This is a genomic window from Histophilus somni 2336 (genome assembly GCF_000019405.1).
In the GTDB taxonomy this organism is placed as follows: Bacteria; Pseudomonadota; Gammaproteobacteria; order Enterobacterales; family Pasteurellaceae; genus Histophilus; species Histophilus somni.
Genome location: NC_010519.1, coordinates 293,166 through 319,625 on the forward strand (window position 1 = coordinate 293,166; position 26,460 = coordinate 319,625).

Here is a 26,460-nt window from a genome sequence, read left to right on the forward strand (position 1 = left end):
GAAATAATTAATCCTCTATTCATTGAGATATAAAATGATATATTATTAAAATAATTATGCGACAAGATACTATGACGTATAAAGGCAAACAAATGAATGTGAAAGGACAGGTAACGGTGGGCTATGGCTTTTCCGCCTCCGCTGATTTCAATCAATCGAAAATCAACGCCGATTATGCCAGCGTACAAGAACAATCGGGGATTTATGCAGGAGATGAGGGGTATCAAATTAACATTGCCCAACACACTGACCTCAAAGGCGGCTTAATCACCTCCACCGCCCAAGCCGAAAAACAAGGTAAAAACCAATTCAGCACAGGCACACTTTCTTATTCGGATATTCAAAACTATAGCCACCATTCAGCGAGAGGATTTGGCTTAAGCGGCGGTGTAACGGTAAGTGGTGGTGAGGCTCCAAAAGAAATTGGCGGAATGAACCTCCAACACATTGGACAAAATGCTCAAGACGGTTCATCAAAAGTGGAATACAGTGGTATTGCAGGGGTGAGTAGCCAAGGTAATTGGGGAATAACAAAAGGCATTACAACCGCACTTTTAGGTCAAGTGAAATATAAAGGTAGCGAAAGCGGTATCACAACCGGCTCAATCAATACCGCTCATATCACCATTCGCCATCGTGATGCTCAACAAAAACTGACCGGAAAAACAGTGGAGGAAAGTTTACAAAACCTTCCTAAAATCAATCTTCATCAAGGTGTTGAAAAAGCTGATGTTGAGACTATTCGCTCAGATTTAGCACGTGATTTAAATACAGCAACAGAGTTTGTGAATAACTTAAATAATCAAGGTGATGAAATTCATTATAAGATGGAAAAAAATGAAGACTCTCTTTTTTCTATCCAAAAAACAAGATCAGACTGTGATCATATTTCTTGCTTGGATTTTGATAAAGACAACTCTCAGGAGCTAAAACGTATTATTTATAGTGAAGAATTGCTGACAGAGGAACAAGCAAAATTATTCAGTAAAGTCGCAACGGCAGGCATGTTGAATTTGACTAGAGAAGCGAAAGTTTCAAGTGCCGTTTTATATGATAAGGACTTGTCCTCAATTGAAGATACTGCATTGATTTTAAATAGAGGAAGTGCGGGTATTTTAAATGAAATTATATTTACCGGTTTTGAACGTTTCAGAGCGTGGGTAAATATGCCGGCGATCTTTGGAGCATCAAATGCGACGAGAGCTCATGCTCAGATTGCGAAAAAACTGGATGAATATAATGCTTACGCAGAATCTCGTGGAACAAAAACATATACATTTAAAAATTCAGCACATAGTTTAGGCGTTTCGGGCAATAAAAATATGTTGAATTGGTCGGAGCATATTGGTCAGAAATATGAACATACTGATGTAGAATATTTACATTTAGGCGGTTCATATCCGTCAAGTGAAATAGATCAACAATCGAGGAGATTATTTAAGAGCGTCAAAACACAGTATCATGGCGTAAAGGGTGATTTTGTCTATGAGGGAACACCAGTTTTAAGAAATTTAGGGTTGGGAATGATTGGGAATAATCCTAATGCAACACCTAATAAAGCAAATGTTTCTTTTTTAGATACACATACTAAAGCCAATCAGAATATTAATAATTTAAAGTTTGTTTATAAATCAGAAGAAAATGGAACGAAAACTAAAGAATGGTTAACAATAGAGGATATGTTAAAAAAGACATATACTGAAGGAATTAGAAAATTTAATGAAATTAATGGGGGTAGATAATATGAAAAAATTTGTTTTTTTAGTGTTTTTTTTGTTGTCAGGTTGTTCTGCTATTATCTCTTTATATCCTGGGTATGATAAGGATGTTATGCATGGTGAAAGATTCTGGGTAAAAAAAGGAACTAATGAACAAGTCAGTGAAAAAACGTATGTAGCTTGTTTTCATAAAGGCTTACAATTTGATTTAAACCAAAAAGGTTTTACATCATATTCACCTGATTGGGATGAGTATAATGTTGCTTTATATCAAAGTAAATGTTTGCATGATTTAGGATATGCTTTTAAAGAGGATATATTTTCAAAATATTGTTACCATTACCAAAATGAACTTAACTGTAAGGCATATCGGAAATTTAAATATTAGTTTTTTTGCAATTTAATATTATTTTAATTCTTACTTTTTTCTATATCAGTATAAAACGGTAGAATGCAATCATATTTCTTGAATATCAGCGGACAGATGACGGTGGGCTATGGCTTTTCCGCCTCCGCCAATTTCAATCAATCGAAAATCAACGCCGATTATGCCAGCGTACAAGAACAATCGGGGATTTATGCAGGAGATGAGGGGTATCAAATTAACATTGCCCAACACACTGACCTTAAAGGCGGCTTAATCACCTCGACAGAAAACGCAGAGACGGAAAACCGCAACCAATTCAGCACAGGCACATTCACCTATTCGGATATTCAAAATCACGCTGATTATAAAGGCAGCAGTATCGGGTTAAGTGGTTCAATGGCAATAAACTTTGACACGCCGTTAGGCAAATACGGACAAGTGCAAAGTAATAAACAGGCGGTGAATGACAAAGGGGAAAAACTTTACATAGATAGCCAAGGCAGGCAAACCACCACAAGCCGAGACAGTGCAGGTAATGCAAACCAAGCCAAATTGGCGAAAGGTTTAGATTCTTTAACGGGGACGACCTCTTTCGGATTCGGCTATGACAAAGAAAGCCAATCTAGCGTAACAAAAAGTGGGATTAATACGCAAAACCTCATCATTCGTGACGAACAAGGACAGGTTGAAAAAACGGGTAAAACCGTTGAGCAAGTGAAAGCGGAAGTTAAAACGAACATAACCACCGACAATGCCGAAAGCCGTTCGGGTAAGTTGGAAAATAAATTTGATAAGGAAAAAGTCTTAAAAGAACTTAATATTCAGGTAAAAGTAACACAGGAGTTCAGGAAGAATGCATTTTCGACGATAGATGCTTATGTACTGCCAAAACAGGCTGAATTAAGGGAAAAAATAAAAGCAGCACAAACTGAAGAGGAAAAAGATGAACTGTATAAGGAAATTTATAAATTGCAATATCAAAAACGCTTGTTAGAAACGACAGTAGGTATTATTGCCGGTACACCTGAGATTGCTATTACACAAGGAACGCTACAACTTGCAGCGACCAAAATGCGAGAAGAAACGCTAAAAAATTCCCGCTTATTTAAAGGAATTAAGGATAAAAAGACGGGACAAATATTGAGAAATGACAGTTACAGTAGTGGTTATTTTGATGGCGTGAAGTTAGGTGGTGTACGAATTGATGTTGATGTGATTTGTAATAGCGGAATGGGGGCTTGTTCTAAAAATAATGATGGTTCTATAACTTTTAATGGAACCAATGATTACACACTTAAAGATGCAATAGATCCTACACAAAATAATAAAGCAAAAAAATTATATGGTGAAACAGGTGGTTTCCAAGCGGTAGAGGGGGGATGGTATTTTAATGGAGAACCTATTTTTAAATATAAACTTGGCAGTATTTCAGATTTATCTGTTGAATCTTTTGCGGGTACACACGATATGTCAGGCAGTCAAATTTGGGGTTGGTATGACAAATTAGGGAATACAGCCCCTAAAACACCAATGCAAGATACGTCATCTAAAGCAACAACTATAATTGCTATTCCTATATCTGCACCTTTTGCCGTAGCAGATCTCATGTCTGCTGATTTTTTTGAAGTTTTAATGAAAATCGGAGGTCAATAAAATGAAAAAAGCTGTCTTAATATTTATTTTATTCCTGTTGGCTGGTTGCTCCTATCATGATGGGTGCTTTTATTCTCCACAACTGGTTAGCTGTGTTGATAAAGGGGAAGTATTTCCATCCATATCTCGCTATCAGAAACCGTATAGTTTAGGAAGAACTGATAGTAATCAACGTTGGAAAGATGTAATTTCTTGTGGTGGTAAATATTTGGATTATGATCAAAGAAGTGTTCCTTTCGAGAAACAAGAAGAATTTTATTATTGTATGCTGGGTAAAGGATATATCCATCTTTCCCCTGCAAAATGTGGTTATCAAAACCCTAAATGGGATAAAGGGGTATGTAATTTCTAATTTAAAATGTAGATATATTACCTCTGTCAAAGATGAAAAAGATTTAATTATGAATAAAGAGAGAACTATTTATGATTTAAATAGAAATAAAAGCAGCAAATAAAGGAGAAATAGCAATGAAAGTATTTAGTATTATTAGTGTTGTCTTTTTGATTGGGTGCTCATTCGGTGGATTCAAACCACCTAAGCTACATTACAAGTGGCGTTTTGAAGATAAAAATTTTGAAACATCTTATGAATATGCTGTTTTTAGAGGCAAAGAAATGCGATCTTGTGGAATGGATCCTGTATTAGGTGAAAGTGTTAAACTTAAAGTCAATTTGTGTATGGAAAAAAAAGGATGGTATCTAGAACAAGGTCCGGTGTGTGAAGAAAAATATGTATGGAATGAGCCGGAATGCATTAAATGGCGGGCTAAACACAGTAAACCTGACGCGAAGCCATGGGAATAGTAATTTACAACAGACTGAAAGGCAATTATGTTCACCTATATCAAGAAGAATAAGAAAGTATTGGGTGAAATCACTGCGTATAGAAGATATTTTTAGGACCAACCAAATTTTACATCAAGAATCAAGTAAAAATTTGATTTTAAATGGTGCCCGAGGGCGGACTTGAACCGCCACAGCTCGAAAGCCGAGGGATTTTAAATCCCTTGTGTCTACCGATTTCACCACTCGGGCAGGTGTCCCGACTCGGTTATGTGATGGAGGCGTGTCCCGGAGTCGAACCGAGCTACATGGATTTGCAATCCAGTGCATAACCGCTTTGCTAACACGCCGTAGCGTAAATTGGAGCGGGAAACGAGGCTCGAACTCGCGACCCCAACCTTGGCAAGGTTGTGCTCTACCAACTGAGCTATTCCCGCTTTTTCGCTGCAACACATTCGCTGTCAGTGGTGTGCATTCTACTTCGTTATGAAAAACTGTCAACAATTCTTTTAAAAAAATATGTTAATTGATGAAAAAAGACTCAAAACAGGTATTTAAGAATACAATTTATACAGAATGTGTTTGTTTCTAGTACATCACTATCACTTATTTCATTTATCTATTTTAATGATATAGAAAATATTCTTTAATCACTGGAAACTTTGTGCAACAATGCAATCCTATTATGTCGTACAATAATAAAATATAGCTAAAAGTGCGGTCGTTTTTCTTAGATTAATTAGGTGAAGTTATGACACAACAATATGCTCTAGATACATTACTGGCTCAGGCAGGTAATAGAACAGATGAAAGAACCGGTGCGGTATCTACGCCGATTTTTCTTTCCACTGCTTATGCTCATCATGGAATTGGTGAAAGTACGGGATTTGATTATACCCGCACTAAAAATCCAACGAGAACGGTATTAGAAGAAACAATTGCAAAATTAGAAGGTGGAGATCGTGGATTTGCCTGTTCTTCAGGAATGGCGGCTATTCAATTATTGATGAACTTATTTGCGTCACCTGATGAATGGATTGTTTCCAGCGATGTTTATGGCGGAACTTATCGCCTATTGGATTTTGCACATAAGAATATTCATGGTGTCAAACCTGTTTATGTCAATACAGCTTCAAGTGAAGAAATTGAAAAGGCAATCACTGAGAATACAAAGGCGATTTTTGTTGAAACACCATCGAATCCGTTAATGGAAGAATGTGATGTGGCAGAAATTGCGAAAATAGCTAAAAAATACAATTTGCTATTGATTGTAGACAATACTTTTTTAACTCCTGTTTTATTTAGACCAATGGAACATGGTGCAGATATTGTTATTCATAGTGGAACAAAATATATTGCTGGTCATAATGACACATTAGTAGGGTTAATTGTTGCCAAAGGGCAAGAGATCTGTGACCGCTTATATTATATTCAAAATGGTGCAGGTCCCGTATTATCACCTTTTGATTCTTGGTTGACCATTCGAGGCATGAAGACACTTGCATTGCGAATGGAACGTCATCAGAAAAATGCACAGGAATTGGCAAACTTTTTAAGAGAACAGCCACAAGTAAAAGATGTGTTATATCCAAATAAAGGAGGGATGCTATCTTTTCGTCTTCAAAATGAAAATTGGGTAAATCCTTTTCTTAAAGCAATGAAGTTAATTACTTTTGCTGAGAGTTTAGGCGGTACGGAAAGTTTCATTACGTATCCGGCGACACAAACGCATATGGATATTCCTGAGGTTGAACGTGTTGCTCGAGGTGTATGCAATCGTTTACTACGGTTTTCTGTAGGATTGGAGAATGTAGAAGATATTAAAGCGGATTTATTGCAGGCATTTTCTCAACTAAAGTAACCGCACTTTAATAGATCAAGATTTAATAAAAGTCGCAACTTATCATACGTAAGTAATTTGTCGTGGTTTATGTTGTGATTTTTCACTTGAAAAGCGGAGATTTATCTTTATACTCTCTAACTGGAAATAATAAATCCCAAACAATAAAAGGAAGAAAAATAAAAATGAGTGAAGTATTACATACAACAGATGCGACTTTTGATACTGATGTATTAAAATCAGATATTCCAGTATTATTAGATTTTTGGGCTCCTTGGTGTGGTCCTTGCCGTATGATTGGACCTATTCTAGAGGAACTTTCAGCTGAATTAGGTGATAAGGTAAAAATTGTTAAAATTAATATTGATGAAAATCAAGCGACACCGGCTCAATTTGGTGTGCGTAGCATTCCAACATTAATATTCTTCAAAGAAGGTAAGGCTGTCGCAACTCAGGTTGGTGCATTACCAAAAAATCAATTAGTAAATTTTATCAACCAAAATAGCTAATATGTAGCTTAAACAAGACGAACTAAAATAGCTTAAATCTCAAAAGGATTTAAGCTATTTTGTCTATTACACCTTTAAATCGTATGTAAAATCATAAAACATTACCTTTGGTAACGGTTAAAGATTTAATATTTCTTTCACAAAAGGAATAGTCAACTTACGTTGTGCTTGTAATGAGGCTTTATCTAATAAAGTTAATGTATCAAATAAAGATTTAATATCACGATCTAAACGTTTTAATAAAAAATTAGCTGTATCATCAGGTAATTCGATCCCTCGTTGATGGGCATTGCGTTTTATCACTTCTACTTTTTGTTGTTCATTTAGTGGATTTAGCTGATAAATTTCTCCCCAACTTAATCGTGAGGCAAGATCGGGTAAAGAGATATTTAAATTCACTGGAGATTGATTGGCACTTATTAACAGTAATGTACTCCCGCTCTCTTTTATTCTATTCATTAAATCAAAAATAGCCAATTCCCATTCATGATTTCCTATTATTGCATGGAAATCATCTAAACAAACCAACTCTTGCTGTTCTAAATTTTCCAAAACTTCAGGGGAAAAATATTGTGCTTTACTCAATGGAATATAAATCGCATTGCGTTGCGATGCTAAAAAATAATTGGAACATGCTTTAAGTAAATGAGTTTTACCTGTACTTTTTCCTCCAAAAATGTAAAAGAAAGGTTGATATAATTGAATAAAATTTTTACGTAATGAACCGAGTAACAATAAATTATTGTCGCTACAAAAATTCTCTAAGGTATCATCGTCTATCTGATGAATAGGCAAAGGGAGTTGTTGGCTCAAAAAATAATTCCATTTGATAGTAAAGTTGACTCATAATACAGAAAAAATAGGAACAGGTGAACCTATTCCTATTAATCTTGTAAATTTTAGTCTTCTATTTGATTTTTAGCCGATGGTAAAATGAGATTTAGAATAATAGCGACAACGGCACATAAACTAATCCCTTTCAAGGATAATTCTCCTAAATTGACAAACATTCCACCAATTCCAAAAGTCATAACCACAGAAATAATACATAAATTACGTGCTTCCGTCACATCAACTTTCCCACGAATTAATGTACTCATCCCAACGACGGCAATAGAGCCAAAAACCAGCATCATAATTCCGCCCATAACGAAGGTGGGGATCGTAGATAGGAATGCTCCAACTTTGCCGCAAAATGAAATTGCAATTGCCCATACTGCTGCCCAAGTCATAATGGTCGGATTAAAATTTCGGGTTAGCATTACTGCACCTGTTACTTCTGCATAAGTGGTATTTGGTGGGCCACCTAATAGTGATGCGGCAGATGTTGCAAGACCATCACCTAATAAAGTGCGGTGTAACCCCGGATTTTTTAAGAAATCTTTGCCGGTTACAGAACTGATAGCCATGATACCGCCAACATGTTCAACTGCCGGTGCAATCGCTATTGGTAGCAAATATAAGATGGCTTCCAGTTTAAATTCTGGTGTCGTTAAATTCGGTAAGGAAAACCAAGATGCTTTGGCAATAGGACTAAAATCGATTAATCCCATAAATAAACTCAAGATATAACCCACCGCAATGCCAAACATTATCGGTATTAATTTCATCATACCTTTGGCAAAAACAGCTACAATTAAAGTAGTCAATAGCGTAATCATTGACACGAGAACCGCATCACCATATTCATAGTTACTGCCTTTGCCGGTCGCCATATCTACAGCCACAGGTGCCAGTCCTAATCCGATAATGATAATAACGGGTCCAACAACAACCGGAGGAAAAATTTTCTGTAAAGCCCCCGCTCCACGTAATTTAACCAACAGGCTTAAGGCAACATAAACAAGTCCTGCACAAGCAAGACCACCCATTGTTGCCGGAATTCCCCATGAGGCTACACCATATTGGATTGGTGCAATAAAAGCAAAAGAAGAGGCTAAAAAGATCGGCACTTTCTTGCCGGTACATAGTTGGAAAAGCAATGTACCAATTCCGGCGGTTAATAAGGCAGTATTTGCGTCCAATCCTGTGATTAATGGAACTAATACCAATGCACCGAATGCAACGAATAACATTTGCAAGCCAATAAAAGCTTGTTTGATTTTGCCCGAAATTTCTACGGGGATATTTTGATTTGTCATTTAAGTTTCAACTCTCTGTCTGAATTAACTAAAAGTGCGGTCTATTTTCCAATAGATTACGCGGAAAAAAGCGGCATTAATTGCCGCTTGGTATTTTGGTCTTATTTCGTACCAAAAATCTTATCACCTGCATCACCCAACCCTGGGATAATGTAGCCATGCTCATTTAAATGGCTATCAATTGATGCAGTATATAATTCAACATCAGGATGTACAGCCTCTAAAGCTTTGATCCCTTCAGGTGCAGCAACTAAGACTAGGACTTTAATATGCTGACAACCTTTTGCTTTTAATAAATTAATAGTCGCAATCATAGAACCCCCAGTGGCTAACATAGGATCAACAACAATTGCTAAGCGTTCATCTAAATCACTTGCTAATTTTTGAAAATAAGGAACTGGTTCTAGAGTTTCTTCATCACGATACATACCCACTACACTGATGCGGGCACTTGGAACATGTTCCAATACGCCGTCCATCATACCTAATCCGGCACGAAGAATAGGAACGACAGTGACTTTTTTACCCTTAATTCGATCAATTTCAACAGCACCACACCAACCATCAATTATCACTTTTTCAGTTTCTAAATCTGATGTGGCTTCATAAGTCAACAGGCTTCCCACTTCAGTGGCTAATTCACGGAAATCTTTTGTAGTAATATCTGCAACTCGCATCAAACCTAGTTTATGTTTTACTAGTGGATGTTTAACTTCAACAATTTTCATCGCATGCTTCCTTATTGATCGATTATGTAAAAAAAATCCAAACGGCGGAATTCTAAATGATCTTGATTAAAATTAATAGTATTGAAAGAATGTTTTAATAAAAAACTGCAATATGCAGATGCAGAATATTTATTTTACCTTAGGCAAACTGTTGCATGCCTAGCGTGCCGTCATCAATAATTTCAGACTCTATGCCTAAGATTTCTGCTACTTTATCACCTTCTTTAAACATCACAAAACCGCCAGATTCCATTTTATTCCAATGTTCATCTTTGGTAAGTGGGAACGTTGTAATAATTGTTACTTTATCTGTTTCTTTTGCATAGTCACGAAAATCAATAATATTATCATCGTCTATGCGTTGTGCTTTTCCGAAAGGTGCCTTACGAGTGAGATAGTGTAAATTTGTTGAACAGTGGGCCATCATCCACTCACCATTAGATAGGATAAAATTAAATGTGCCTCTCCGTGTTAATTCTTGTGTGAGTTTTTGAATTGCACTAAACATATCTTGTTCATTAGGCTTTTTGGGAAAACGTTTCTTTAGTTGGCTAAGCATATAACAAAATGCTGTTTCGGAATCCGTCGAGCCTATCGGTTGAAAAAGACTTTCTGTCATATCGGGTAATGAATTTAAGTTGCCATTATGAGCAAAAACCCAATTTTCTCCCCAAAGTTCACGAATAAAAGGGTGAGTATTTTCAATATTGACTTCTCCTTGTGTTGCTTTACGAATATGTGCAACAACATTTAAAGATTTTATGTTGTATTGTTTAATACAATCAGCAATGGGAGAAGAATGTCCGGGACGATTGTCGCGAAAAACACGAATTCCTTTTCCTTCAAAAAAGGCAATTCCGAAACCATCGGAATGGCAATTAGTTAATCCTGCTCTTCGACGAAATCCCTCAAATGAAAAAACAATATCTGTTGGGGTATTACAATTCATTCCTAAAAGTTGACACATAATTTATTTCATTTAACCCAATTTTATGTCTTTTTATCTACACAATGAGTATGAATTTAACAAAAATACAGATTAAAAATCAACATGGATCTTAGATCAATTAGTTACATAAAATAGCTAAAAAAACTTACCGCACCAAGTTTTCACAAGGTGCGGTAAGCAAATAAGAAGGTTTAATATAAAATGATAAGGATTAGTAAACACCTTGTGCTAACATTGCATCAGCTACTTTAACAAAGCCTGCAACGTTTGCACCTACAACATAGTTAATATTTTTTTGCCCTTCGACAGTACCGTATTTTTTACAATTTGCATGAATATCCAACATAATACGGTGTAATTTTTCGTCAACTTCCTCAGCTGTCCAGTATAAACGTTGTGAGCTTTGTGCCATTTCCAAACCGGAAGTTGCAACGCCACCGGCATTTGCCGCCTTACCAGGTCCAAATAAAACGCCTGCTTCCAAGAATGCGTCGGTAGCTTCAATTGTTGTTGGCATATTGGCACCTTCTGCAACAAGTTGAACCCCGTTGGCGATCAATTGTTGTGCATCGGATAATTCCAATTCATTTTGGGTTGCACAAGGTAGTGCAATATCCGCTTTCACTCCCCAAGGACGAGCTCCCTCCACGTATTGCAAACCAAATTGTTCAGCGTAATCTTTAACACGACCACGTTTTACATTTTTAATATCTAAAAGTGCGGTCAATTTTTCTTGTGTAAAGCCTTCAGGATCATAAACATAGCCGGAGCTATCAGAACAAGTGACAACTTTTGCCCCTAACTGCAAGGCTTTTTCGATAGCATATTGAGCAACGTTACCTGAACCGGAAACTACAACTGTTTTCCCTGCGAAAGATTGTCCTTTTTCAGCAAGCATAGCTTGAGCAAAATAAACTAAACCATAACCTGTTGCTTCCGGACGAATTAAACTGCCACCAAATGACAAACCTCGACCGGTAAACACGCAAGCTGCTTGGTTAGATAATTTTTTCATATATCCTGCAAGATAACCTACTTCTCGTCCACCTACACCGATATCACCTGCCGGTACATCGGTATCTGCACCGACATGACGATATAATTCAGACATTAATGCTTGACAAAAACGCATGACTTCCGCATCTGACTTACCCTTAGGATCAAAATCGGAACCACCTTTACCTCCCCCCATCGGTAAGGTAGTTAAAGCATTTTTGAAAATTTGTTCAAAGCCTAAAAATTTTAAAATAGATAAATTTACAGATGGATGAAAACGCATTCCACCTTTAAACGGTCCAATCGCACTATTGAATTGAACTCGGAATGCTCGGTTTACTTGCACTTGACCTTTATCATCTGTCCAAGCGACACGAAATTGAAATGCACGTTCCGGCTCAACTAAACGCTCCAATAAAGCTTCAGAGCGATATTTTGGATTTTTCTCTAAAAATGGCCAAATGGAAGTGAATACTTCACGTACTGCTTGCAAAAATTCTGGTTGATGACCGTCACGTTGTTCTACTTTTGCTAAAAAATCTTCTAACGATACGATTGCTGACATAATTTGTTTCCTTCTTAATTGAAATGTTTTGTTTGCTTATTTATATAGAGAGCCTTTATCAGCCCACGATTAATATGCAATAAAATATCAAAACATTGCAACTAAAATTATTAAAAAAAATTAAAAAACTATTTAAATATTAAATTTTATTTAAAATAATTGTATATATTTTAAATTTATTTTGATTTTGGTTGGGTTGATAGAAGTAATATCAAAAAGCAGGAGGAAAAAACTACCGCACTTATATATTCTAAATTGAAGAATTTACAGCAAAATAAAAACTGGAGACTATGTTTATCTTTATATGTTAAGTAAAAAATGTAAATATTAGTTTCATTTTGAAGAAATTTATTACACACTATATGGGCAAATTATTTTGCAGCTATTTTTACTTTAGGAGTTATTATGAAAAAAGCACTATTAACAGCATTAGTATTAGGCACGAGTTTAACTGTTACTGGTTGTTTTGATAAAGACAACAACGTTTCTCAGCAAGCAGAAAGTACAAAAGAAAGTGTATCAACAGCAATTGCTGAAACAAAAGAAGCTATGTCAAAACAAGTAACGGAAGTTAAAGAGACAGCAGCTGAAAAAGTGGAAGCGGCTAAAGAAGCTATGTCAGAACAAGTAACGGAAATTAAAGAGACAGCAGCTGAGAAAGTTGAAGCAGCTAAAGAAGCTATGTCAGAACAAGTAACGGAAATTAAAGAGATAGCAGCTGAAAAAGTTGAAGCAGCTAAAGAAGCTATGTCAGAACAAGTAACGGAAGTTAAAGAGATGGCAGCTGAAAAAGTTGAAGTAGCTAAAGAAGCTATGTCAGAACAAGTAACGGAAGTTAAAGAGATGGCGACTGAAAAAGTGGAAGCAGCTAAAGAAGCTATGTCAGAACAAGTAACGGAAGTTAAAGCGATGGCGGCTGAAAAAGTTGAAGCAGCTAAAGAAGCTATGTCAGAAAAAGTAATGGAAGTTAAAGAGATGGCGACTGAGATAAAAAGTGCAGTAGAAAAATAGTCTATATTGGGTTAGATTTTCTTTAATGATTAGAGCTAGAATGATTGTTTTCTAGCCTTTTTTCTTTATAAATTGAGATTAAGTTTGTCTTTTTATCCAAATTTGTTAGAATCAGTCAGAATTTTGGGGCTGATTTTGGATTCGACGGAATTAGCGAAGCCCAAGGTGCACGTCGAGGTGCGGTAGGCCTCGTAAATAAACCGCAAAACAATAGTCGCAAACGACGAACAATACGCTTTAGCAGCTTAATAACCTGCTCATAGCCTTCACTCCCTAGCTTTCGCTCGTAAGACGGGGATAAAGTGGAGTCAAATCCAAACGAGATCGTGTTGAAGCCGCCGCTTTAGGATCGAAGCATTAAATTGAATAAAGCTAGTTTTTTGATGGCGTGTCTGTCCGCAGTCAATTTACGAAATTAAAGATTAGACTAAACGTGTAGGACTGAAGGTAGAGTAATTTCGGACGGGGGTTCAACTCCCCCCAGCTCCACCATATCATTCGAAAAGAAAATTTCTAGACATTTTGAACCGCATTGAAAATGCCAATTTTGGCGTAACTTTTTGTTTTTAATCTTTTTAGTGAAATTTGTTAACAACTTAATTTTATTAACAAAATTTATTTGGCTTTTAGAAGGTTTATGGCACATCTTGTTAAGATGTTAAAGAAAAACCGAAAGAAAAATATTTACTAATTGATGGCTAAGGGTTGTTCTGAAAAACTAAGTTTGGCGATGTTAAAATTTGACTAATTAACTCTATTAGAAGCTAGTTATATCATAACTAGCTTCTCGTTTTTATCTCCAAATTAAATTACTTTTTCTTGTAATTGTAGTTTGGAATAGCGGTCCAGCGTTTTTTGAATTCTTTAACGACTTGTTTTGGTTGACGATTGCGTGAGAAAAGCCCTTTATGGTTTCCTTGTATACGGTAAATCATAAGGTTTGTTTCAAAGTCTGCAAAATTCCATACTTGTTCCCCAACAAGATTAGGGATGCTGTCAAAAACACTATGGCTCATAGCATAAAAATCACATTGAAACTCTTCGGTATAAGGAATATCCCACATAGAATGTAAGCCAGGTAAAGTATCTGCACCATATTCTGTCATAAGAATTGGTTTATCTGGGAATTTACTTTGCCATTTTAACAACTCTTGACGAAGTCCAGCTTCTCCTTTAGCTAAATCACCATGATCTACATACCAAGCATAGTATCGATTCAAAGAAATGACATCTACTAAATCCATTACTTCATCACGCTCTGGCGTTGCCAGTAAAATATTGACTAAGGTAACAGGACGTTTTTGCGGATCCAATTCCTTATAAAGAGCAACTAATGGTTTGAAATAATCATGAGCACCTGCTTCATGGCTGGCTGGTTCATTTGCTACTACCCACATGACAACTGAAGGGTGATTTTTATCACGTTTTACCAATTCTTGAATCGCTTGTTCATGTGCTTCTCGGGTTTTCATAGCAGACCAAGTTCCGTTATCTTTGGGATTTAAATCAAGAGAAGCGGTAAAGTTTTGGAAAAGTCCAACGGCTGGAATTTCATCAATTACCAAAACTCCCATGCGATCTGCAAGACGCATCATTTCTTCAGAATAAGGATAGTGTGAGGTTCGGAAAGAGTTGGCACCAATTTCTTTCAAAAGGTTCATATCCATCAAGTTTGCTGCTTCGTTTAAACCGCGACCATTGATAAAAGTATCTTCATGTTTTCCAAAACCTTTAAAATAAACAGGTTTTTGATTGACAAAGAATTGACCATCTGCCACATGAACACTACGTACACCAAATGGCTCATCATAGGTATCAACAACTTTACCATCAACAAGTAGCTCAATATGTGCGGTATAAAGATAAGCATCTAAAACTTCCCATAAGCGTACTTGTTCGAGAGTGATATGCCCGTTACTTGATTGTGCAACTACTTGACGATCTTCATCAAGAATAGTTACTTGGATTGTGTCAACTGCCTTTGATGTTTCAACAGCAATAGAAAGTTTTGCCGTCTTTAAGTCATCTGAAAGCTCACTGACGATGGTAACATCTGAAATGTGAATTTTAGGACGTACCATTAATTTTACTGGGCGATGAATTCCTGCATAGTTGAAGAAGTCAAAGTTTTCTTTAACCACTTTTTTAATACTGCCATCTTCTTGAGTCTCTTCAATGTAATTACCAACAGGAAGGGTGGTGTAATCTAAGATATTATTGGCACAGACAGAGATTTTTATTTGATTTTCTTGGTAAAGCTCCTCTGGAATAATTACCTCAAACGGAGTGAATCCACCTTTATGAGAAGCAAGTTCTCGACCGTTAACATAAATTTTGGCATTGTGAGTTACCGAACCAAAGCGTAAAACTAACTCATCATTTTCCGCTAATTTGGGAATATCCACCCAACGCTCATACCAAAAATCTCCAATATAATTACGCTTATCTTTGTCAACCACCACGTCATTAAAGGAAGTTGGTACTACCATCACTTCTTCTGGTGATAAATCCTTTTCGGGATTATGCTCTCCTAGTTTAAATTGCCATAAACCACTAAGGTCATATAAACTTCTTGTTTTTGTTAACGTTGGATATAACATATATTTTCTCCTTTGTGTTTCTTAACGTTTAATCTCGTGGGAAGTCTCATCTAGCAATTGATCAATATCTGCTTGAGAAATCACATTAATATCGCCTTCAATGGTATGTTTGAACTTGAAACTTGCCATAGCAATGGCCAAACTTTTTTCAGGACTTTCTTTTTTAAGCATGCCATGAATAATTCCCGCTGTAAAAGCGTCTCCAGTACCAACACGGTCTAACACTTGAATGCCTGATTTGTCTGTCTGATAAAGATGACCATCCTGATATAAATAGCCTTTCAATAGATATTCATTAGTATGTCCCATTTCTCTTTGAGTAAAAGCAAAGCTTTTCACGCTATAAGTTTTAGCTAATTTATCCAAAATGCTTTTTAATAATTCTTGATCTTCGTAAGGTCTTGTTAAACCTAATTGGTCTTTTAAATCTCCTTGCCCATCACCGGAAAGACTTAACGGCTCAATTCCAATGCAAACATCTGCTAGAGCGGCAAGAGGGGACAATAATTCTCTTGCCTCTTGGAAAGAGTTCCATAAACTTGCTCTAAAATTTAAATCAAAAGAGACAGTGAGTCCCTCTGCTTTAGCCTTGGTCATCAAATAATGGGTTAAGCTATAAAGGTTATCATTCAACGCTGGAGTGATGCCAGACACATGAAACCAGTCGGCTCCTTTGAATACAGACTCTAGGTCATAATCACTCAGTTGAGATTCCCAAAAAGCAGAGTGTTTTCGGTCATAAGTTACCCGACTGGCACGTAAGGAAAAGCCTTTCTGGTAATAATAAATCCCTAGACGTTGCCCTTTTTCCAAAATGTAATCCTGATTGATTTGACGAGAAAAAAGAAAGTTTTTCGTCATCCTACCTAAATCATTATCCGGAATGGCAGATATAAGAGAAACGTTGTGTCCTAATTGTGCCAAGGTTGAAAGAACATTTAATTCTGAACCGCCAAATTGACATTCTAGACTGGTTGTCAGTGTTAGGGTTTGATACTGTGGTGGTGATAACCGTAACAAGATTTCACCTAAAGAAACTACTGTTTTCAACTAAAACCTCCATCTTGATGGGTTGTGCTAAAAGTAGTATACACGATATTATGTTTTTTAGTACAAGAAAGTGGGCTACAGTAAAAAATAAGTTATATCATCATCGTAACAGACTGCTTATTTAGAATTCTTAATATCTATTAGATTATTAGATTGTTATTCGCATTGATTTGTCGATAATCTTCAATGCAGTGATGTTTTAAAAAAACAAGCATATTTTCTTTATAAGATGTTTAGAAAAATCTTTTTTGTTTTTTGTAGTGTGGAGTGACAAAAGTGCGGTGTCTTTTGGTGTGTCCTTAGAAATACTTTACAAGTGTTGATTAAATAAGTTCAAAGATAGCCAGCAAAAGAATTATTTTAGAAATGCAGTAAAAATTATCATTTATGCCATAGAAATATTAACAGAAATTAGTAATTTAAATTGAGATTAACGACAGAAAATAGTAAAGTAGCCCACTATTCATTCACTTACAAAAATAGCTTTTAAGGCGGAATTTATGGGAAAAAGTGTTGTTGTTTTAGGTGCTCAATGGGGCGATGAAGGGAAAGGCAAAATCGTTGATTTATTAACAGATCGAGTTAAGTATGTGGTTCGCTATCAAGGTGGGCATAATGCGGGGCATACATTGATTATTAATGGTGAAAAAACAGTTCTTAGATTAATTCCATCAGGTATATTACGTGAAAACGTAACCTGTCTGATTGGAAATGGGGTTGTTCTTTCACCGACAGCCTTAATGCAAGAAATGGGGGAATTAGAAAGTCGTGGGATTAATGTTCGTGAACGTTTGTTAATTTCCGAGGCTTGTCCGTTAATTCTTCCTTACCATGTTGCAATGGATAAAGCTCGTGAGTCAGCTTTAGGCAATAAAGCAATCGGTACCACAGGACGTGGTATTGGTCCGGCTTATGAAGATAAAGTCGCTCGTAGAGGCTTACGTGTTGGCGATTTGTTTGATAAACAATCATTCGCCGAAAAATTAAAAAATATTCTAGATTACTATAATTTTCAGTTAGTTAATTATTACAAGGTTGAGGCTGTTGATTATCAAAAAACGTTGGATGAAGTACTTGCAGTGGCAGATATTATCACAGCTATGGTTGCAGATGTGACGACAATTTTAGACGTTGCTCGTAAAAATGGCGATAACATTTTATTTGAAGGTGCTCAAGGCACAATGTTGGATATTGACCAAGGCACATATCCTTATGTAACCAGTTCTAACACAACTGCTGGTGGTGTATCCACTGGAGCAGGTTTTGGTCCTCGTCATATTGATTATGTTTTAGGTATTATTAAAGCCTATTGTACTCGTGTTGGTGGGGGACCATTCACAACAGAATTATTTGATGAAGTGGGAGCGGAAATTGCACGGAAAGGAAATGAATTTGGTGCCGTAACCGGTCGACCACGTCGTTGCGGTTGGTTTGATGCTGTTGCTATTAAGCGAGCAATCCAAACGAATTCTATTTCCGGTTTTTGTATGACCAAGCTGGACGTATTAGATGGATTTCGTGAAGTCAAAATTTGTGTTGGCTACAAAATGCCTAATGGTGAAATTGCTGAATATGCACCATTAGCGGCAAAAGATTGGGAAGGTGTAGAGCCGATTTATGAAACCTTACCGGGTTGGCAAGAAAATACATTTGGTATAACAGATGTTAATCAGTTACCGGAAAATACTCGTAATTACATTAAACGTATTGAGGAAGTTACGGGCGTACCTATCGCGATTCTTTCGACAGGTCCTGATCGTGTTGAAACTATGATTTTAAACGATCCTTTTGCGGTGTAAATCATAAATAATAGAGACAAAAGTGGTTTAATTCAGAAATGAATTAAGCCACTTTTTTATCTCAATCAACTTCCTGAAATCTTCATTTTTTCCAACAAAATCGAACCTGTTTGAATATTCGATCTATATTCAATATCGTTACCAACCGCAATAATATTTGCAAACATGTCTTTTAATTGCCCGGCAATAGTGATCTCCGATACAGGATATTGAATTTCACCATTTTCAACCCAAAATCCAAAAGCTCCACGTGAATAATCACCGGTAATAATATTAACCCCTTGTCCCATTAAATCAGTGACCAATAAACCTGTTCCCATTTCTTGTAAAAGTGCGGTTAAATTTTGTGAATTTGGCTTAACCAGCCAGTTATGAATTCCACCTGCATGTCCTGTACTTTGCATACCTAATTTTCGACCGCTATAACTTGTCAGCAAATAGGTTTGTAAAATACCTTGTTCGATAATTTCTAAATTTTTCGTACGAACACCTTCACTATCAAAAGGTGTTGAAGCAAGTTTGCCAATCAAATGCGGTCTTTCACTAATATGAAACCAATCAGGTAATATTTTTTTACCTAGATGATCGAGTAAAAAACTGGAATCACGATATAAACTTCCACCACTAATCGCCGTTGCCAAGTGTCCTATCAATCCGGTTGCCACACTATTCATAAAAATAACCGGCACTTCTTGAGTTGGAATTTTTCTCGGTTGTAAATGAGATAGTGCTTTTTTGGCAGAATTTTCGCCAACCCAAACCGCACTTTCCAACTCTTGAATATTACGTGCAACAGTATATTCATAATCTCGCTCAAGTTGTTCATTGCTGCTTGCAATCACAGAACAAGATAAAGAATAACGACTTGATAAATAGCTTTGTAACATGCCGTGGCTATTACCATAAACTCGCACACCGGTATGCGAATTAAATGTTGCACCTTCACTGTTTACAATGCGTTTATCATAATCTAAAGCGGCTTTCTCTGTTTGCAAAGCCAATGAAACGGCATGATCAACATCAATATCAAACTCATGATAAAGTGCTAAATCCGGTGCATCAAATGCCATTAATTCCTTATCAGCTAACCCTGCACAATCATCCGGAGAGGTATATTTCGCAATAGCTAAGGCGGAATCTACCGCACTTTTTATTGCGGTATGGCTTAAATCCGAAGTTGAGGCATTTCCTTTTTGATTCCCCAAATAAACGGAAATACCTAAAGCACCATCATTGTTAAATTCTACATTTTCAATTTCCTGTAAACGAGTTGAAACGGATAAACCATTGACTTTTGTAACTGCAACTTCTGCTGTTGCACCTGCTTGCGTAGCAGTTTTAATTGCATAGCTTACAGCATCTTGTAACATTTGCTCTTGTTGCTTTAAAAGTGCGGTGGAATTTTGTTGAGTTATCATTATAAGCCTTTTTATTAAACAGAAATTTTGGCTATTTTAGCTTATTTTCAAATTTGTCGCTAACCACAAATACTATGTCATTTCGGCAAAATGTGAAGTTATGCTAAAATACGCCGAATTTTACATAAGGAAAATAGGAATAAATCATGGCGAAATGTAAAGAAGAAGTGTTTAATTGGGAAGATGAGGAACAAGAAGAAATTATTTGGGTGAGTAAAAGTGAAATAAAACGTGATGCGGAAGCTTTGAAAAAATTAGGTGAAAAACTCGTCAATTTAACCAAAACAAATTTGGATAAAATACCATTAGACACAGGGTTGCGTGATGCGGTCGAACTTGCACAACGTTTGCAAAAAGAAGCTCTTCGCCGTCAAATTCAATATATCGGCAAACTCTTGCGAGCCATTGATCCGGAACCAATCCAAGAAGCGTTAAATAAAATTGAAAATAAACATCAGCAGCAACAAGCAAAATTACATAAATTAGAATTATTACGAGATGAATTGGTTCAAAAAGGCAACAGTGCATTTACAGAGCTATTAATACAGTATCCTCATGCAGATCGCCAACATTTACATAACCTAATTCGTTCAGCACAAAAAGAGCGGGAACAAAACAAACCACCTAAATCATACCGAGAAATTTTCCAATATTTGAAAGATCTGATTTTGGAAGATTAACATGAAAATCCGCATGTTAAAGTGCATTAACGTTTATCTGCTATTTTTCACATGTACCAAAATCCGCTATAATGGCGGACATTTTTGATATAACGTACCTAATAATGTAAAAAAACCAAAGAGGTTTATTATGACTACTCCAGTAGTTGCTCTAGTCGGTCGCCCTAATGTCGGTAAATCGACTTTATTTAATCGTCTAACACGTACTCGTGATGCTTTAGTGGCTGATTTTCCCGGTCTTACTCGGGATCGAAAATATGGTCAAGCACATTTCAATGGTTATGACTTTATTGTGATTGATACGGGAGGTATTGATGGGACGGAAGAAGGCGTAGAGGAAAAAATGGCGGAGCAATCCTTACTTGCCATTGAAGAAGCCGATATTGTTTTATTTCTTGTAGATGCTCGTGCTGGCTTAACTTCTGCGGATGTTGGTATTGCTCAATATTTGCGTAAACGCCAAAATAAAACTACTGTACTTGTGGCAAACAAAACCGATGGTATTGATGCAGATTCTCATTGTGCAGAGTTTTATCAACTAGGCTTGGGTGAAATTGAAAAAATTGCGGCATCACAAGGACGCGGTATAAGTGCATTAATGGAAAAAGTTTTGCCACCTGTTGCCGACAAGCTAAGTTTAGCTAACGCAGAAGAGCATTCAGAAAGTGCGGTAGAAAATTCAGATGAAAGTGCGGAAGAATGGGAAAAAGATTTTAATTTTAATAGTGAAGAAGATATACAGCTACTTGATGAGGCTCTTGTAGAAGAACAAGAAGAAAGTGAAGATAAAAATATCAAAATTGCCATTGTGGGTCGTCCAAATGTAGGAAAATCAACACTAACTAACCGCATTTTAGGTGAAGATCGTGTAGTGGTGTATGACTTACCGGGGACCACTCGAGACAGCATTTATATTCCGATGGAGCGAGATGGTCAGCAATACACTCTCATTGATACGGCCGGTGTACGCAAACGTGGTAAAGTTCATTTAACAGTAGAAAAATTCTCTGTTATCAAAACATTACAAGCTATTCAAGATGCGAATGTTATTTTGTTGACGATTGATGCTCGTCAAGGCATATCCGATCAAGATTTATCGTTATTAGGTTTCATTTTAAATACCGGTCGTTCCTTGGTCATTGTTGTCAATAAATGGGACGGTTTAAATCAAGATATAAAAGATCAAGTCAAGTCTGAATTGGATCGTCGTTTAGACTTTATTGATTTTGCACGTGTTCATTTTATTTCTGCTCTACATGGTAGTGGTGTAGGCAATTTATTTGACAGTATAAAAGAGGCTTATGCTTGTGCTACAAAAAAAATGACAACGTCATTACTAACCCGCATTCTACAAATGGCAACAGATGAACATCAACCGCCAATGATAGGTGGACGCAGAATTAAACTAAAGTATGCACATCCAGGCGGGTATAATCCACCAATTATTGTTGTACACGGCAATCAAATCGAAGGTTTGCCGGACAGCTACAAACGATATTTATCTAACTATTACCGTCGTAGCTTAAAAATTATTGGGTCACCGATTCGTTTATTGTTCCAAGAAGGAAACAACCCGTTCGCAGGGCGTCGTAATAAACTGACACCAAATCAGTTGCGTAAACGTAAACGTTTGATGAAATTTATCAAAAAATCAAAACAGCGATAAATATAATATAAATGGGCGGAAAATATCCGCCCAAAATCACTGCACTTTGCCTCTATATTTTTTCTTATTTTGCGATCTCTCTCGCAAATATTTCCCAATTCAATAAACTTTCAACTTTTTATCTTTTATATTAAAGCCTTCCCACACAAACGGATATAAGGATAATTATGCGAGTATCAGCACTATTTTTTATGTTGTTCATTATAAAAGTTCAAGCAACATTGCCGGATTTCATGCTGTTGGAAAACTATAAAAATCAGGACGTAAGCGGTTGGGTGATGAGTGAAAAGTTGGATGGCATTAGGGGATATTGGGATGGCAAACAACTTTTCACTCGACAAAATAAAGTCATTCAGCCACCGCACTATTTTATTCGTGATTTCCCACCCTTTGCTATTGACGGCGAACTTTTTACCGAACGTAATCAATTCGAAAAAATATCCTCTATTGTACGTTCCAAAAAAGATAAAGGTTGGGAAAAAATGAAATTATATGTTTTTGATGTTCCCAATGCACAAGGAAATTTATTTGAAAGACTGGCTGTTTTACAAGATTATCTTGATAAACATCCTACACCTTATATTCAAATTATTGAGCAAATTCCCATTAAAACTAAACAACAAGTGAAAAATTTTTTACAACAAATTGAAAAACAGCAAGGTGAGGGAGTTGTTTTACGTAATCCTCATGCTACCTATGAACGAAAACGCAGTACACAAATTTTGAAATTAAAGACCGCACTTGATGAAGAATGTACTGTTATAGCTCATCATCAAGGTAAAGGACAATTTGAAAATATGCTAGGATCAATCAGCTGTCAAAATCATCGTGGCATTTTTAAAATCGGCTCAGGATTTAATTTAATTGAACGTAGAAATCCGCCTCCAATAGGCTCTATTATTACCTATAAATATCGTGGATTAACTAAAAATGGACTTCCTCGATTTGCCACTTATTGGCGTTCAAAGAAAGAATAAAAGTGCGGTGATGATTGATATAAAATCTTCTTATGGGGCTGATATTTTCCTTTACAAGCCGTAAAATCTGCCTAAAATAAAGCCCCCAAATAGCTTGCATAGTCAAGCTACTGACTTGTAATCAGACTTAAGAGAAAATTTATGACAACTCAATTCAAACCGGAATTATTATCTCCAGCCGGTTCGTTAAAAAATATGCGTTATGCTTTTGCTTATGGTGCAGATGCCGTATATGCCGGTCAACCTCGATATAGTTTGCGAGTTCGCAACAATGAATTTAATCATGCTAATTTAAAAATCGGTATTGATGAAGCACATGCACTTGGTAAAAAATTCTATGTTGTAGTGAATATTGCACCACATAATTCTAAATTAAGAACCTTTATCAAAGATTTACAACCCGTGATTGATATGCAACCTGATGCACTAATCATGTCAGACCCCGGCTTGATTATGTTGGTGCGTGAGCATTTCCCAAATATTGATATTCATCTTTCTGTACAAGCAAATGCAGTGAATTGGGCGACAGTGAAATTCTGGAAACAATTGGGTTTAACTCGAGTGATTCTATCTCGTGAACTCTCCTTGGAAGAAATCGCTGAAATTCGCCAGCAAGTACCGGATATTGAAGTTGAAATATTTGTGCATGGTGCTTTATGTATGGCATATTCAGGACGCTGTTTATTATCAGGCTACATTAACAAGCGTGATCCCAATCAAGGTACTTGTACCAATGCCTGTCGCTGGGAATATTCTGTTGTAGAAGGAAAAACAGATGAAGTAGGCAACATTGTGAATGTTGGTGAAGAAATTCCCGTTAAAAATGTCGCACCGACGTTAGGTGAAGGAAATACAACAAATAAAGTCTTTTTATTAGCGGAAAATCAGCGACCTGAAGAGCAAATGTCAGCCTTTGAAGATGAGCATGGTACTTATATTATGAACTCTAAAGATCTGCGTGCAGTGCAACATGTAGAAAAACTTTCACAAATTGGTGTTCATTCTTTAAAAATTGAAGGGCGTACAAAATCTTTCTATTATTGTGCAAGGACGGCTCAAGTTTATCGCAAGGCTATTGATGACGCAGTAGCAGGCAGACCTTTTGATGAAAGTTTAATGGATACATTGGAAAGTTTGGCACATCGTGGCTATACCGAAGGTTTCTTACGCCGTCATACGCATGATGAATACCAAAATTATGATTATGGGTATTCTATTTCTGAACGCCAACAATTTGTTGGCGAATTTACCGGTAAACGTAATGAACAAGGTATGGCGGAAGTTGCGGTTAAAAATAAATTCTTGTTAGGTGATGAAGTTGAATTAATGACGCCCAAAGGCAATGTGGTTTTTACCATTGAGCGTATGCTTAATCGTAAAAATGAACACATTGATGCCGCACTTGGTGATGGGCATTTTGTTTTTTTAGATGTTCCTCAAGATATTCAACTTGATTATGCGTTACTCATGCGTAATTTAGTTAATGCAAATACAAGAAATCCGCATAATAAAAAATAATCGTTTGTTAGAAATTTTTTGTGAATGTAAAAAATATTTCGCCCTTTCTTGATGAAAGGGCTTTTTTACCCTCTGTTTATATCACCTAATTTATCAGACAGTGCTATCGGGCAACGCAAGTGCTATACCCGTAGCACTTGCCGATTGCCTTAGTCTTGTAGCACTAAGGGGGTGATTTATGTTCTAACCATTCTTGACCTAATCGCTTATCTAGTAACTAGATTGTCCTAAGACAATCGGAAGGGGTGAGGTGGTAACTCGCCCCGACCTATTCCCATTGTATGCCCTATCCCCTGATTTTTCAAGTTATCTACTTTTCAAATAATCTTATTCTTAATTCGTCTAGAGTTTTAATTTCTCCAGAAACATATTTTTTCAGTAATACTTCACATTCTTTAGATGGATATTCCCCTTCTAATGCAAAACTGGCTAAGGCGTTTTTTATATGAAATTCCCGTCTAGTTAAAATTTCAGGTGTTAATTTTTCATCATCTTGCATAAATCCCCCTAAAATTTATATTTATGAAATTTTTTTCTCACTAACTTAGAAAGTTCTTCGTAGTCAATTTCTTCTGGTTTAAGAGCGTATAGCTTGTTACGCAAGCCGGCTAATAACTCGCTATCTTCGTTTCTACCACCTGTTTGAGCCACGATTAAGCCGAGTGTTTGGGAAATGCCATTGATTAAACTGTCTTTTTCCATGAGTGTTGCCATAATTCTCCCCCTTGTTTTATTTGAAAAACCTTTAAAAATAACCACTTTTATTTGCCAAAGCACCATTAGAACATTTATTAAATCAATCTGGCGTGATTTTTTGTCAAGAAAAAATTGCTTTTGATCACGTAAAAAGCGGAACCATTAATGATAGCAATTATTTTGTTTATTATGGCAAAGTAGCATCATTGGAACAACATTTTCAATTGCAAGGCAAAAATTATACTTGCTACGCTTTTTCTAATCCTCCTTACCCTTTTGTTAGACCAGCAATTTTTGATGATGAACTCAATTTTTTAGAGCAAGCACTCTCAAATAAAAACAAAATTGATAAAAAGAAAGCTTTTGTATTTTTTAAACGTTATGCCAATCAACCGATTTGTGTTGGAAACTTCCTTCAAAAACTATCCTATCTCCTCTATTTTCGTTGGGGCAGTCATAACATTATTGGCAACTTTGATTTTTTCTGCACTGGCATGGCTCATTAGTTCCATTATTGTCTTCTGGCAGCAACGCAAAATTCCCTCTGAGTATCGACAAAAAATGCGTAACCGAGAACCATTTCAACGCTTATCGAAAATTGTGCCACTTGTTTTTTAGGTGCGGGTATTTATGGTGCGGTCGCCACTCACGATATTCTGTCAAAATGGAACGGATTTCCACAACCTCAGATCCAACAACTTGCTACGCAGTATTGCTCAGCCAATTGGTGCCAAAATCTTTCCAAAATCAACATCAAAACAAGGACGCTACCCGCTGGAGTTTATAGTGCGGAAGA

22 protein-coding genes, 3 tRNA genes, 1 other RNA gene and 2 pseudogenes are annotated in these 26,460 nt (G+C 36.5%); 15 read left to right on the top strand and 13 right to left on the bottom strand.

The features are described 5' to 3' along the window. Window positions 1-56: 56 nt before the first annotated feature. The 5 genes and pseudogenes from HSM_RS01395 to HSM_RS01415 all read left to right on the top strand — a co-directional run. Window positions 57-1,742: pseudogene (locus tag HSM_RS01395) on the top strand (hemagglutinin repeat-containing protein); the annotation flags it as partial. Between the two features lies 1 nt (window position 1,743). After that, window positions 1,744-2,106, top strand: coding sequence for a hypothetical protein (locus HSM_RS01400; RefSeq protein ID WP_143432697.1), 363 nt, complete (start codon window positions 1,744-1,746; stop codon window positions 2,104-2,106). An 81-nt stretch (window positions 2,107-2,187) separates the two neighbouring features. Continuing rightward, a pseudogene (locus tag HSM_RS10955) lies at window positions 2,188-3,738 on the top strand (hemagglutinin repeat-containing protein); the annotation flags it as partial. A 1-nt stretch (window position 3,739) separates the two neighbouring features. Next, window positions 3,740-4,090, top strand: a complete 351-nt coding sequence (locus HSM_RS01410) for a hypothetical protein (RefSeq protein WP_012341143.1) — start codon at window positions 3,740-3,742, stop codon at window positions 4,088-4,090. A 116-nt stretch (window positions 4,091-4,206) separates the two neighbouring features. After that, window positions 4,207-4,542 carry a hypothetical protein gene (locus tag HSM_RS01415; protein WP_012341144.1) on the top strand — a complete coding sequence of 112 codons (336 nt, stop codon included), beginning with the start codon at window positions 4,207-4,209 and terminating at the stop codon, window positions 4,540-4,542. Window positions 4,543-4,686: 144 nt separating this feature from the next. On the opposite strand, the gene HSM_RS01420 is transcribed toward HSM_RS01415, so the two are convergent. The 3 genes from HSM_RS01420 to HSM_RS01430 all read right to left on the bottom strand — a co-directional run bounded on the left by HSM_RS01420 (window position 4,687) and on the right by HSM_RS01430 (window position 4,958). After that, window positions 4,687-4,773 (bottom strand) — tRNA-Leu (locus HSM_RS01420). Between the two features lie 24 nt (window positions 4,774-4,797). After that, window positions 4,798-4,871, bottom strand: a tRNA-Cys gene (locus tag HSM_RS01425). An 11-nt stretch (window positions 4,872-4,882) separates the two neighbouring features. Next, window positions 4,883-4,958: transfer RNA gene (locus HSM_RS01430), tRNA-Gly, on the bottom strand. Between the two features lie 314 nt (window positions 4,959-5,272). On the opposite strand from HSM_RS01430, the gene HSM_RS01435 reads away from it, so the two are divergent. Then, window positions 5,273-6,382: a methionine biosynthesis PLP-dependent protein gene (locus HSM_RS01435; RefSeq protein ID WP_012341145.1), complete on the top strand. Its 1,110-nt coding sequence runs from the start codon at window positions 5,273-5,275 to the stop codon at window positions 6,380-6,382. Window positions 6,383-6,546: 164 nt separating this feature from the next. Next, window positions 6,547-6,870, top strand: coding sequence for a thioredoxin (gene trxA / locus HSM_RS01440; RefSeq protein WP_011609498.1), 324 nt, complete (start codon window positions 6,547-6,549; stop codon window positions 6,868-6,870). 117 nt (window positions 6,871-6,987) lie between these two features. On the opposite strand, the gene hda is transcribed toward trxA, so the two are convergent. The 5 genes from hda to gdhA all read right to left on the bottom strand — a co-directional run bounded on the left by hda (window position 6,988) and on the right by gdhA (window position 12,249). Continuing rightward, complete coding sequence (gene hda, locus HSM_RS01445; protein ID WP_012341146.1) at window positions 6,988-7,683, bottom strand: DnaA inactivator Hda; 696 nt, start codon at window positions 7,681-7,683, stop codon at window positions 6,988-6,990. A gap of 86 nt (window positions 7,684-7,769) precedes the next feature. Continuing rightward, complete coding sequence (locus HSM_RS01450) at window positions 7,770-9,011, bottom strand: uracil-xanthine permease family protein (protein ID WP_012341148.1); 1,242 nt, start codon at window positions 9,009-9,011, stop codon at window positions 7,770-7,772. 101 nt (window positions 9,012-9,112) lie between these two features. Next, window positions 9,113-9,739 (bottom strand): uracil phosphoribosyltransferase, encoded by a 627-nt coding sequence (gene upp, locus HSM_RS01455; RefSeq protein WP_011609495.1) that lies wholly within the window; start codon window positions 9,737-9,739, stop codon window positions 9,113-9,115. Between the two features lie 139 nt (window positions 9,740-9,878). Further along, window positions 9,879-10,706, bottom strand: coding sequence for a class II glutamine amidotransferase (locus HSM_RS01460; RefSeq protein WP_012341149.1), 828 nt, complete (start codon window positions 10,704-10,706; stop codon window positions 9,879-9,881). 193 nt (window positions 10,707-10,899) lie between these two features. Then, a complete protein-coding gene (gdhA, locus tag HSM_RS01465) occupies window positions 10,900-12,249 on the bottom strand; it encodes an NADP-specific glutamate dehydrogenase (protein WP_012341150.1) in 1,350 nt (449 codons plus the stop codon). Window positions 12,250-12,654: 405 nt separating this feature from the next. Here gdhA and HSM_RS01470 point away from each other — a divergent pair, with 405 nt between their 5' ends. After that, a complete protein-coding gene (locus HSM_RS01470; protein ID WP_012341151.1) occupies window positions 12,655-13,260 on the top strand; it encodes a hypothetical protein in 606 nt (201 codons plus the stop codon). Between the two features lie 125 nt (window positions 13,261-13,385). Continuing rightward, window positions 13,386-13,752: a transfer-messenger RNA gene (gene ssrA / locus HSM_RS10510) on the top strand. A gap of 317 nt (window positions 13,753-14,069) precedes the next feature. Here the strand turns inward: ssrA and uidA are convergent. Together uidA and HSM_RS01480 are read right to left on the bottom strand one after the other, a co-directional pair. Then, on the bottom strand, window positions 14,070-15,860 hold the full coding sequence (uidA, locus tag HSM_RS01475) for a beta-glucuronidase (protein WP_012341152.1): 1,791 nt from the start codon (window positions 15,858-15,860) through the stop codon (window positions 14,070-14,072). A 21-nt stretch (window positions 15,861-15,881) separates the two neighbouring features. Next, complete coding sequence (locus HSM_RS01480) at window positions 15,882-16,910, bottom strand: sugar kinase (protein WP_012341153.1); 1,029 nt, start codon at window positions 16,908-16,910, stop codon at window positions 15,882-15,884. 500 nt (window positions 16,911-17,410) lie between these two features. Between HSM_RS01480 and purA the strand changes: the two genes are divergently transcribed. Further along, a complete protein-coding gene (gene purA / locus HSM_RS01485; RefSeq protein WP_012341154.1) occupies window positions 17,411-18,709 on the top strand; it encodes an adenylosuccinate synthase in 1,299 nt (432 codons plus the stop codon). 65 nt (window positions 18,710-18,774) lie between these two features. On the opposite strand, the gene pmbA is transcribed toward purA, so the two are convergent. Continuing rightward, window positions 18,775-20,127, bottom strand: coding sequence for a metalloprotease PmbA (pmbA, locus tag HSM_RS01490; RefSeq protein ID WP_012341155.1), 1,353 nt, complete (start codon window positions 20,125-20,127; stop codon window positions 18,775-18,777). 146 nt (window positions 20,128-20,273) lie between these two features. Between pmbA and yjgA the strand changes: the two genes are divergently transcribed. The 4 genes from yjgA to trhP all read left to right on the top strand — a co-directional run bounded on the left by yjgA (window position 20,274) and on the right by trhP (window position 24,968). Continuing rightward, a complete protein-coding gene (gene yjgA / locus HSM_RS01495) occupies window positions 20,274-20,807 on the top strand; it encodes a ribosome biogenesis factor YjgA (protein ID WP_012341156.1) in 534 nt (177 codons plus the stop codon). 130 nt (window positions 20,808-20,937) lie between these two features. Further along, complete coding sequence (gene der, locus HSM_RS01500) at window positions 20,938-22,473, top strand: ribosome biogenesis GTPase Der (protein ID WP_012341158.1); 1,536 nt, start codon at window positions 20,938-20,940, stop codon at window positions 22,471-22,473. A 167-nt stretch (window positions 22,474-22,640) separates the two neighbouring features. Then, complete coding sequence (locus tag HSM_RS01505; RefSeq protein WP_012341159.1) at window positions 22,641-23,450, top strand: DNA ligase; 810 nt, start codon at window positions 22,641-22,643, stop codon at window positions 23,448-23,450. A 141-nt stretch (window positions 23,451-23,591) separates the two neighbouring features. After that, window positions 23,592-24,968 carry a prephenate-dependent tRNA uridine(34) hydroxylase TrhP gene (gene trhP / locus HSM_RS01510; RefSeq protein ID WP_012341160.1) on the top strand — a complete coding sequence of 459 codons (1,377 nt, stop codon included), beginning with the start codon at window positions 23,592-23,594 and terminating at the stop codon, window positions 24,966-24,968. Window positions 24,969-25,278: 310 nt separating this feature from the next. Here trhP and HSM_RS01515 read toward each other — a convergent pair whose 3' ends face one another. Next, a complete protein-coding gene (locus tag HSM_RS01515) occupies window positions 25,279-25,467 on the bottom strand; it encodes an antitoxin VbhA family protein (RefSeq protein ID WP_011609476.1) in 189 nt (62 codons plus the stop codon). Window positions 25,468-25,475: 8 nt separating this feature from the next. Further along, window positions 25,476-25,682 (bottom strand): hypothetical protein, encoded by a 207-nt coding sequence (locus HSM_RS01520; protein ID WP_178384363.1) that lies wholly within the window; start codon window positions 25,680-25,682, stop codon window positions 25,476-25,478. A gap of 188 nt (window positions 25,683-25,870) precedes the next feature. Here HSM_RS01520 and HSM_RS01525 point away from each other — a divergent pair, with 188 nt between their 5' ends. Continuing rightward, window positions 25,871-26,170 carry a hypothetical protein gene (locus tag HSM_RS01525; protein ID WP_143432498.1) on the top strand — a complete coding sequence of 100 codons (300 nt, stop codon included), beginning with the start codon at window positions 25,871-25,873 and terminating at the stop codon, window positions 26,168-26,170. Window positions 26,171-26,460: the final 290 nt, after the last annotated feature.

Bases quoted from the DNA above. Each gene is read 5' to 3' on its own strand.
- uidA (WP_012341152.1), bottom strand. From the start codon at position 15,860: ATGTTATATCCAACGTTAACAAAAACAAGAAGTTTATATGACCTTAGT.
- purA (WP_012341154.1), top strand. From the start codon at position 17,411: ATGGGAAAAAGTGTTGTTGTTTTAGGTGCTCAATGGGGCGATGAAGGG.
- HSM_RS01450 (WP_012341148.1), bottom strand. From the start codon at position 9,011: ATGACAAATCAAAATATCCCCGTAGAAATTTCGGGCAAAATCAAACAA.
- upp (WP_011609495.1), bottom strand. From the start codon at position 9,739: ATGAAAATTGTTGAAGTTAAACATCCACTAGTAAAACATAAACTAGGT.
- HSM_RS01415 (WP_012341144.1), top strand. From the start codon at position 4,207: ATGAAAGTATTTAGTATTATTAGTGTTGTCTTTTTGATTGGGTGCTCA.
- HSM_RS01515 (WP_011609476.1), bottom strand. From the start codon at position 25,467: ATGCAAGATGATGAAAAATTAACACCTGAAATTTTAACTAGACGGGAA.
- der (WP_012341158.1), top strand. From the start codon at position 20,938: ATGACTACTCCAGTAGTTGCTCTAGTCGGTCGCCCTAATGTCGGTAAA.
- gdhA (WP_012341150.1), bottom strand. From the start codon at position 12,249: ATGTCAGCAATCGTATCGTTAGAAGATTTTTTAGCAAAAGTAGAACAA.
- HSM_RS01505 (WP_012341159.1), top strand. From the start codon at position 22,641: ATGCGAGTATCAGCACTATTTTTTATGTTGTTCATTATAAAAGTTCAA.
- HSM_RS01400 (WP_143432697.1), top strand. From the start codon at position 1,744: ATGAAAAAATTTGTTTTTTTAGTGTTTTTTTTGTTGTCAGGTTGTTCT.
- HSM_RS01520 (WP_178384363.1), bottom strand. From the start codon at position 25,682: ATGGCAACACTCATGGAAAAAGACAGTTTAATCAATGGCATTTCCCAA.
- HSM_RS01460 (WP_012341149.1), bottom strand. From the start codon at position 10,706: ATGTGTCAACTTTTAGGAATGAATTGTAATACCCCAACAGATATTGTT.
- yjgA (WP_012341156.1), top strand. From the start codon at position 20,274: ATGGCGAAATGTAAAGAAGAAGTGTTTAATTGGGAAGATGAGGAACAA.
- HSM_RS01435 (WP_012341145.1), top strand. From the start codon at position 5,273: ATGACACAACAATATGCTCTAGATACATTACTGGCTCAGGCAGGTAAT.
- HSM_RS01410 (WP_012341143.1), top strand. From the start codon at position 3,740: ATGAAAAAAGCTGTCTTAATATTTATTTTATTCCTGTTGGCTGGTTGC.
- trhP (WP_012341160.1), top strand. From the start codon at position 23,592: ATGACAACTCAATTCAAACCGGAATTATTATCTCCAGCCGGTTCGTTA.
- HSM_RS01470 (WP_012341151.1), top strand. From the start codon at position 12,655: ATGAAAAAAGCACTATTAACAGCATTAGTATTAGGCACGAGTTTAACT.
- trxA (WP_011609498.1), top strand. From the start codon at position 6,547: ATGAGTGAAGTATTACATACAACAGATGCGACTTTTGATACTGATGTA.
- pmbA (WP_012341155.1), bottom strand. From the start codon at position 20,127: ATGATAACTCAACAAAATTCCACCGCACTTTTAAAGCAACAAGAGCAA.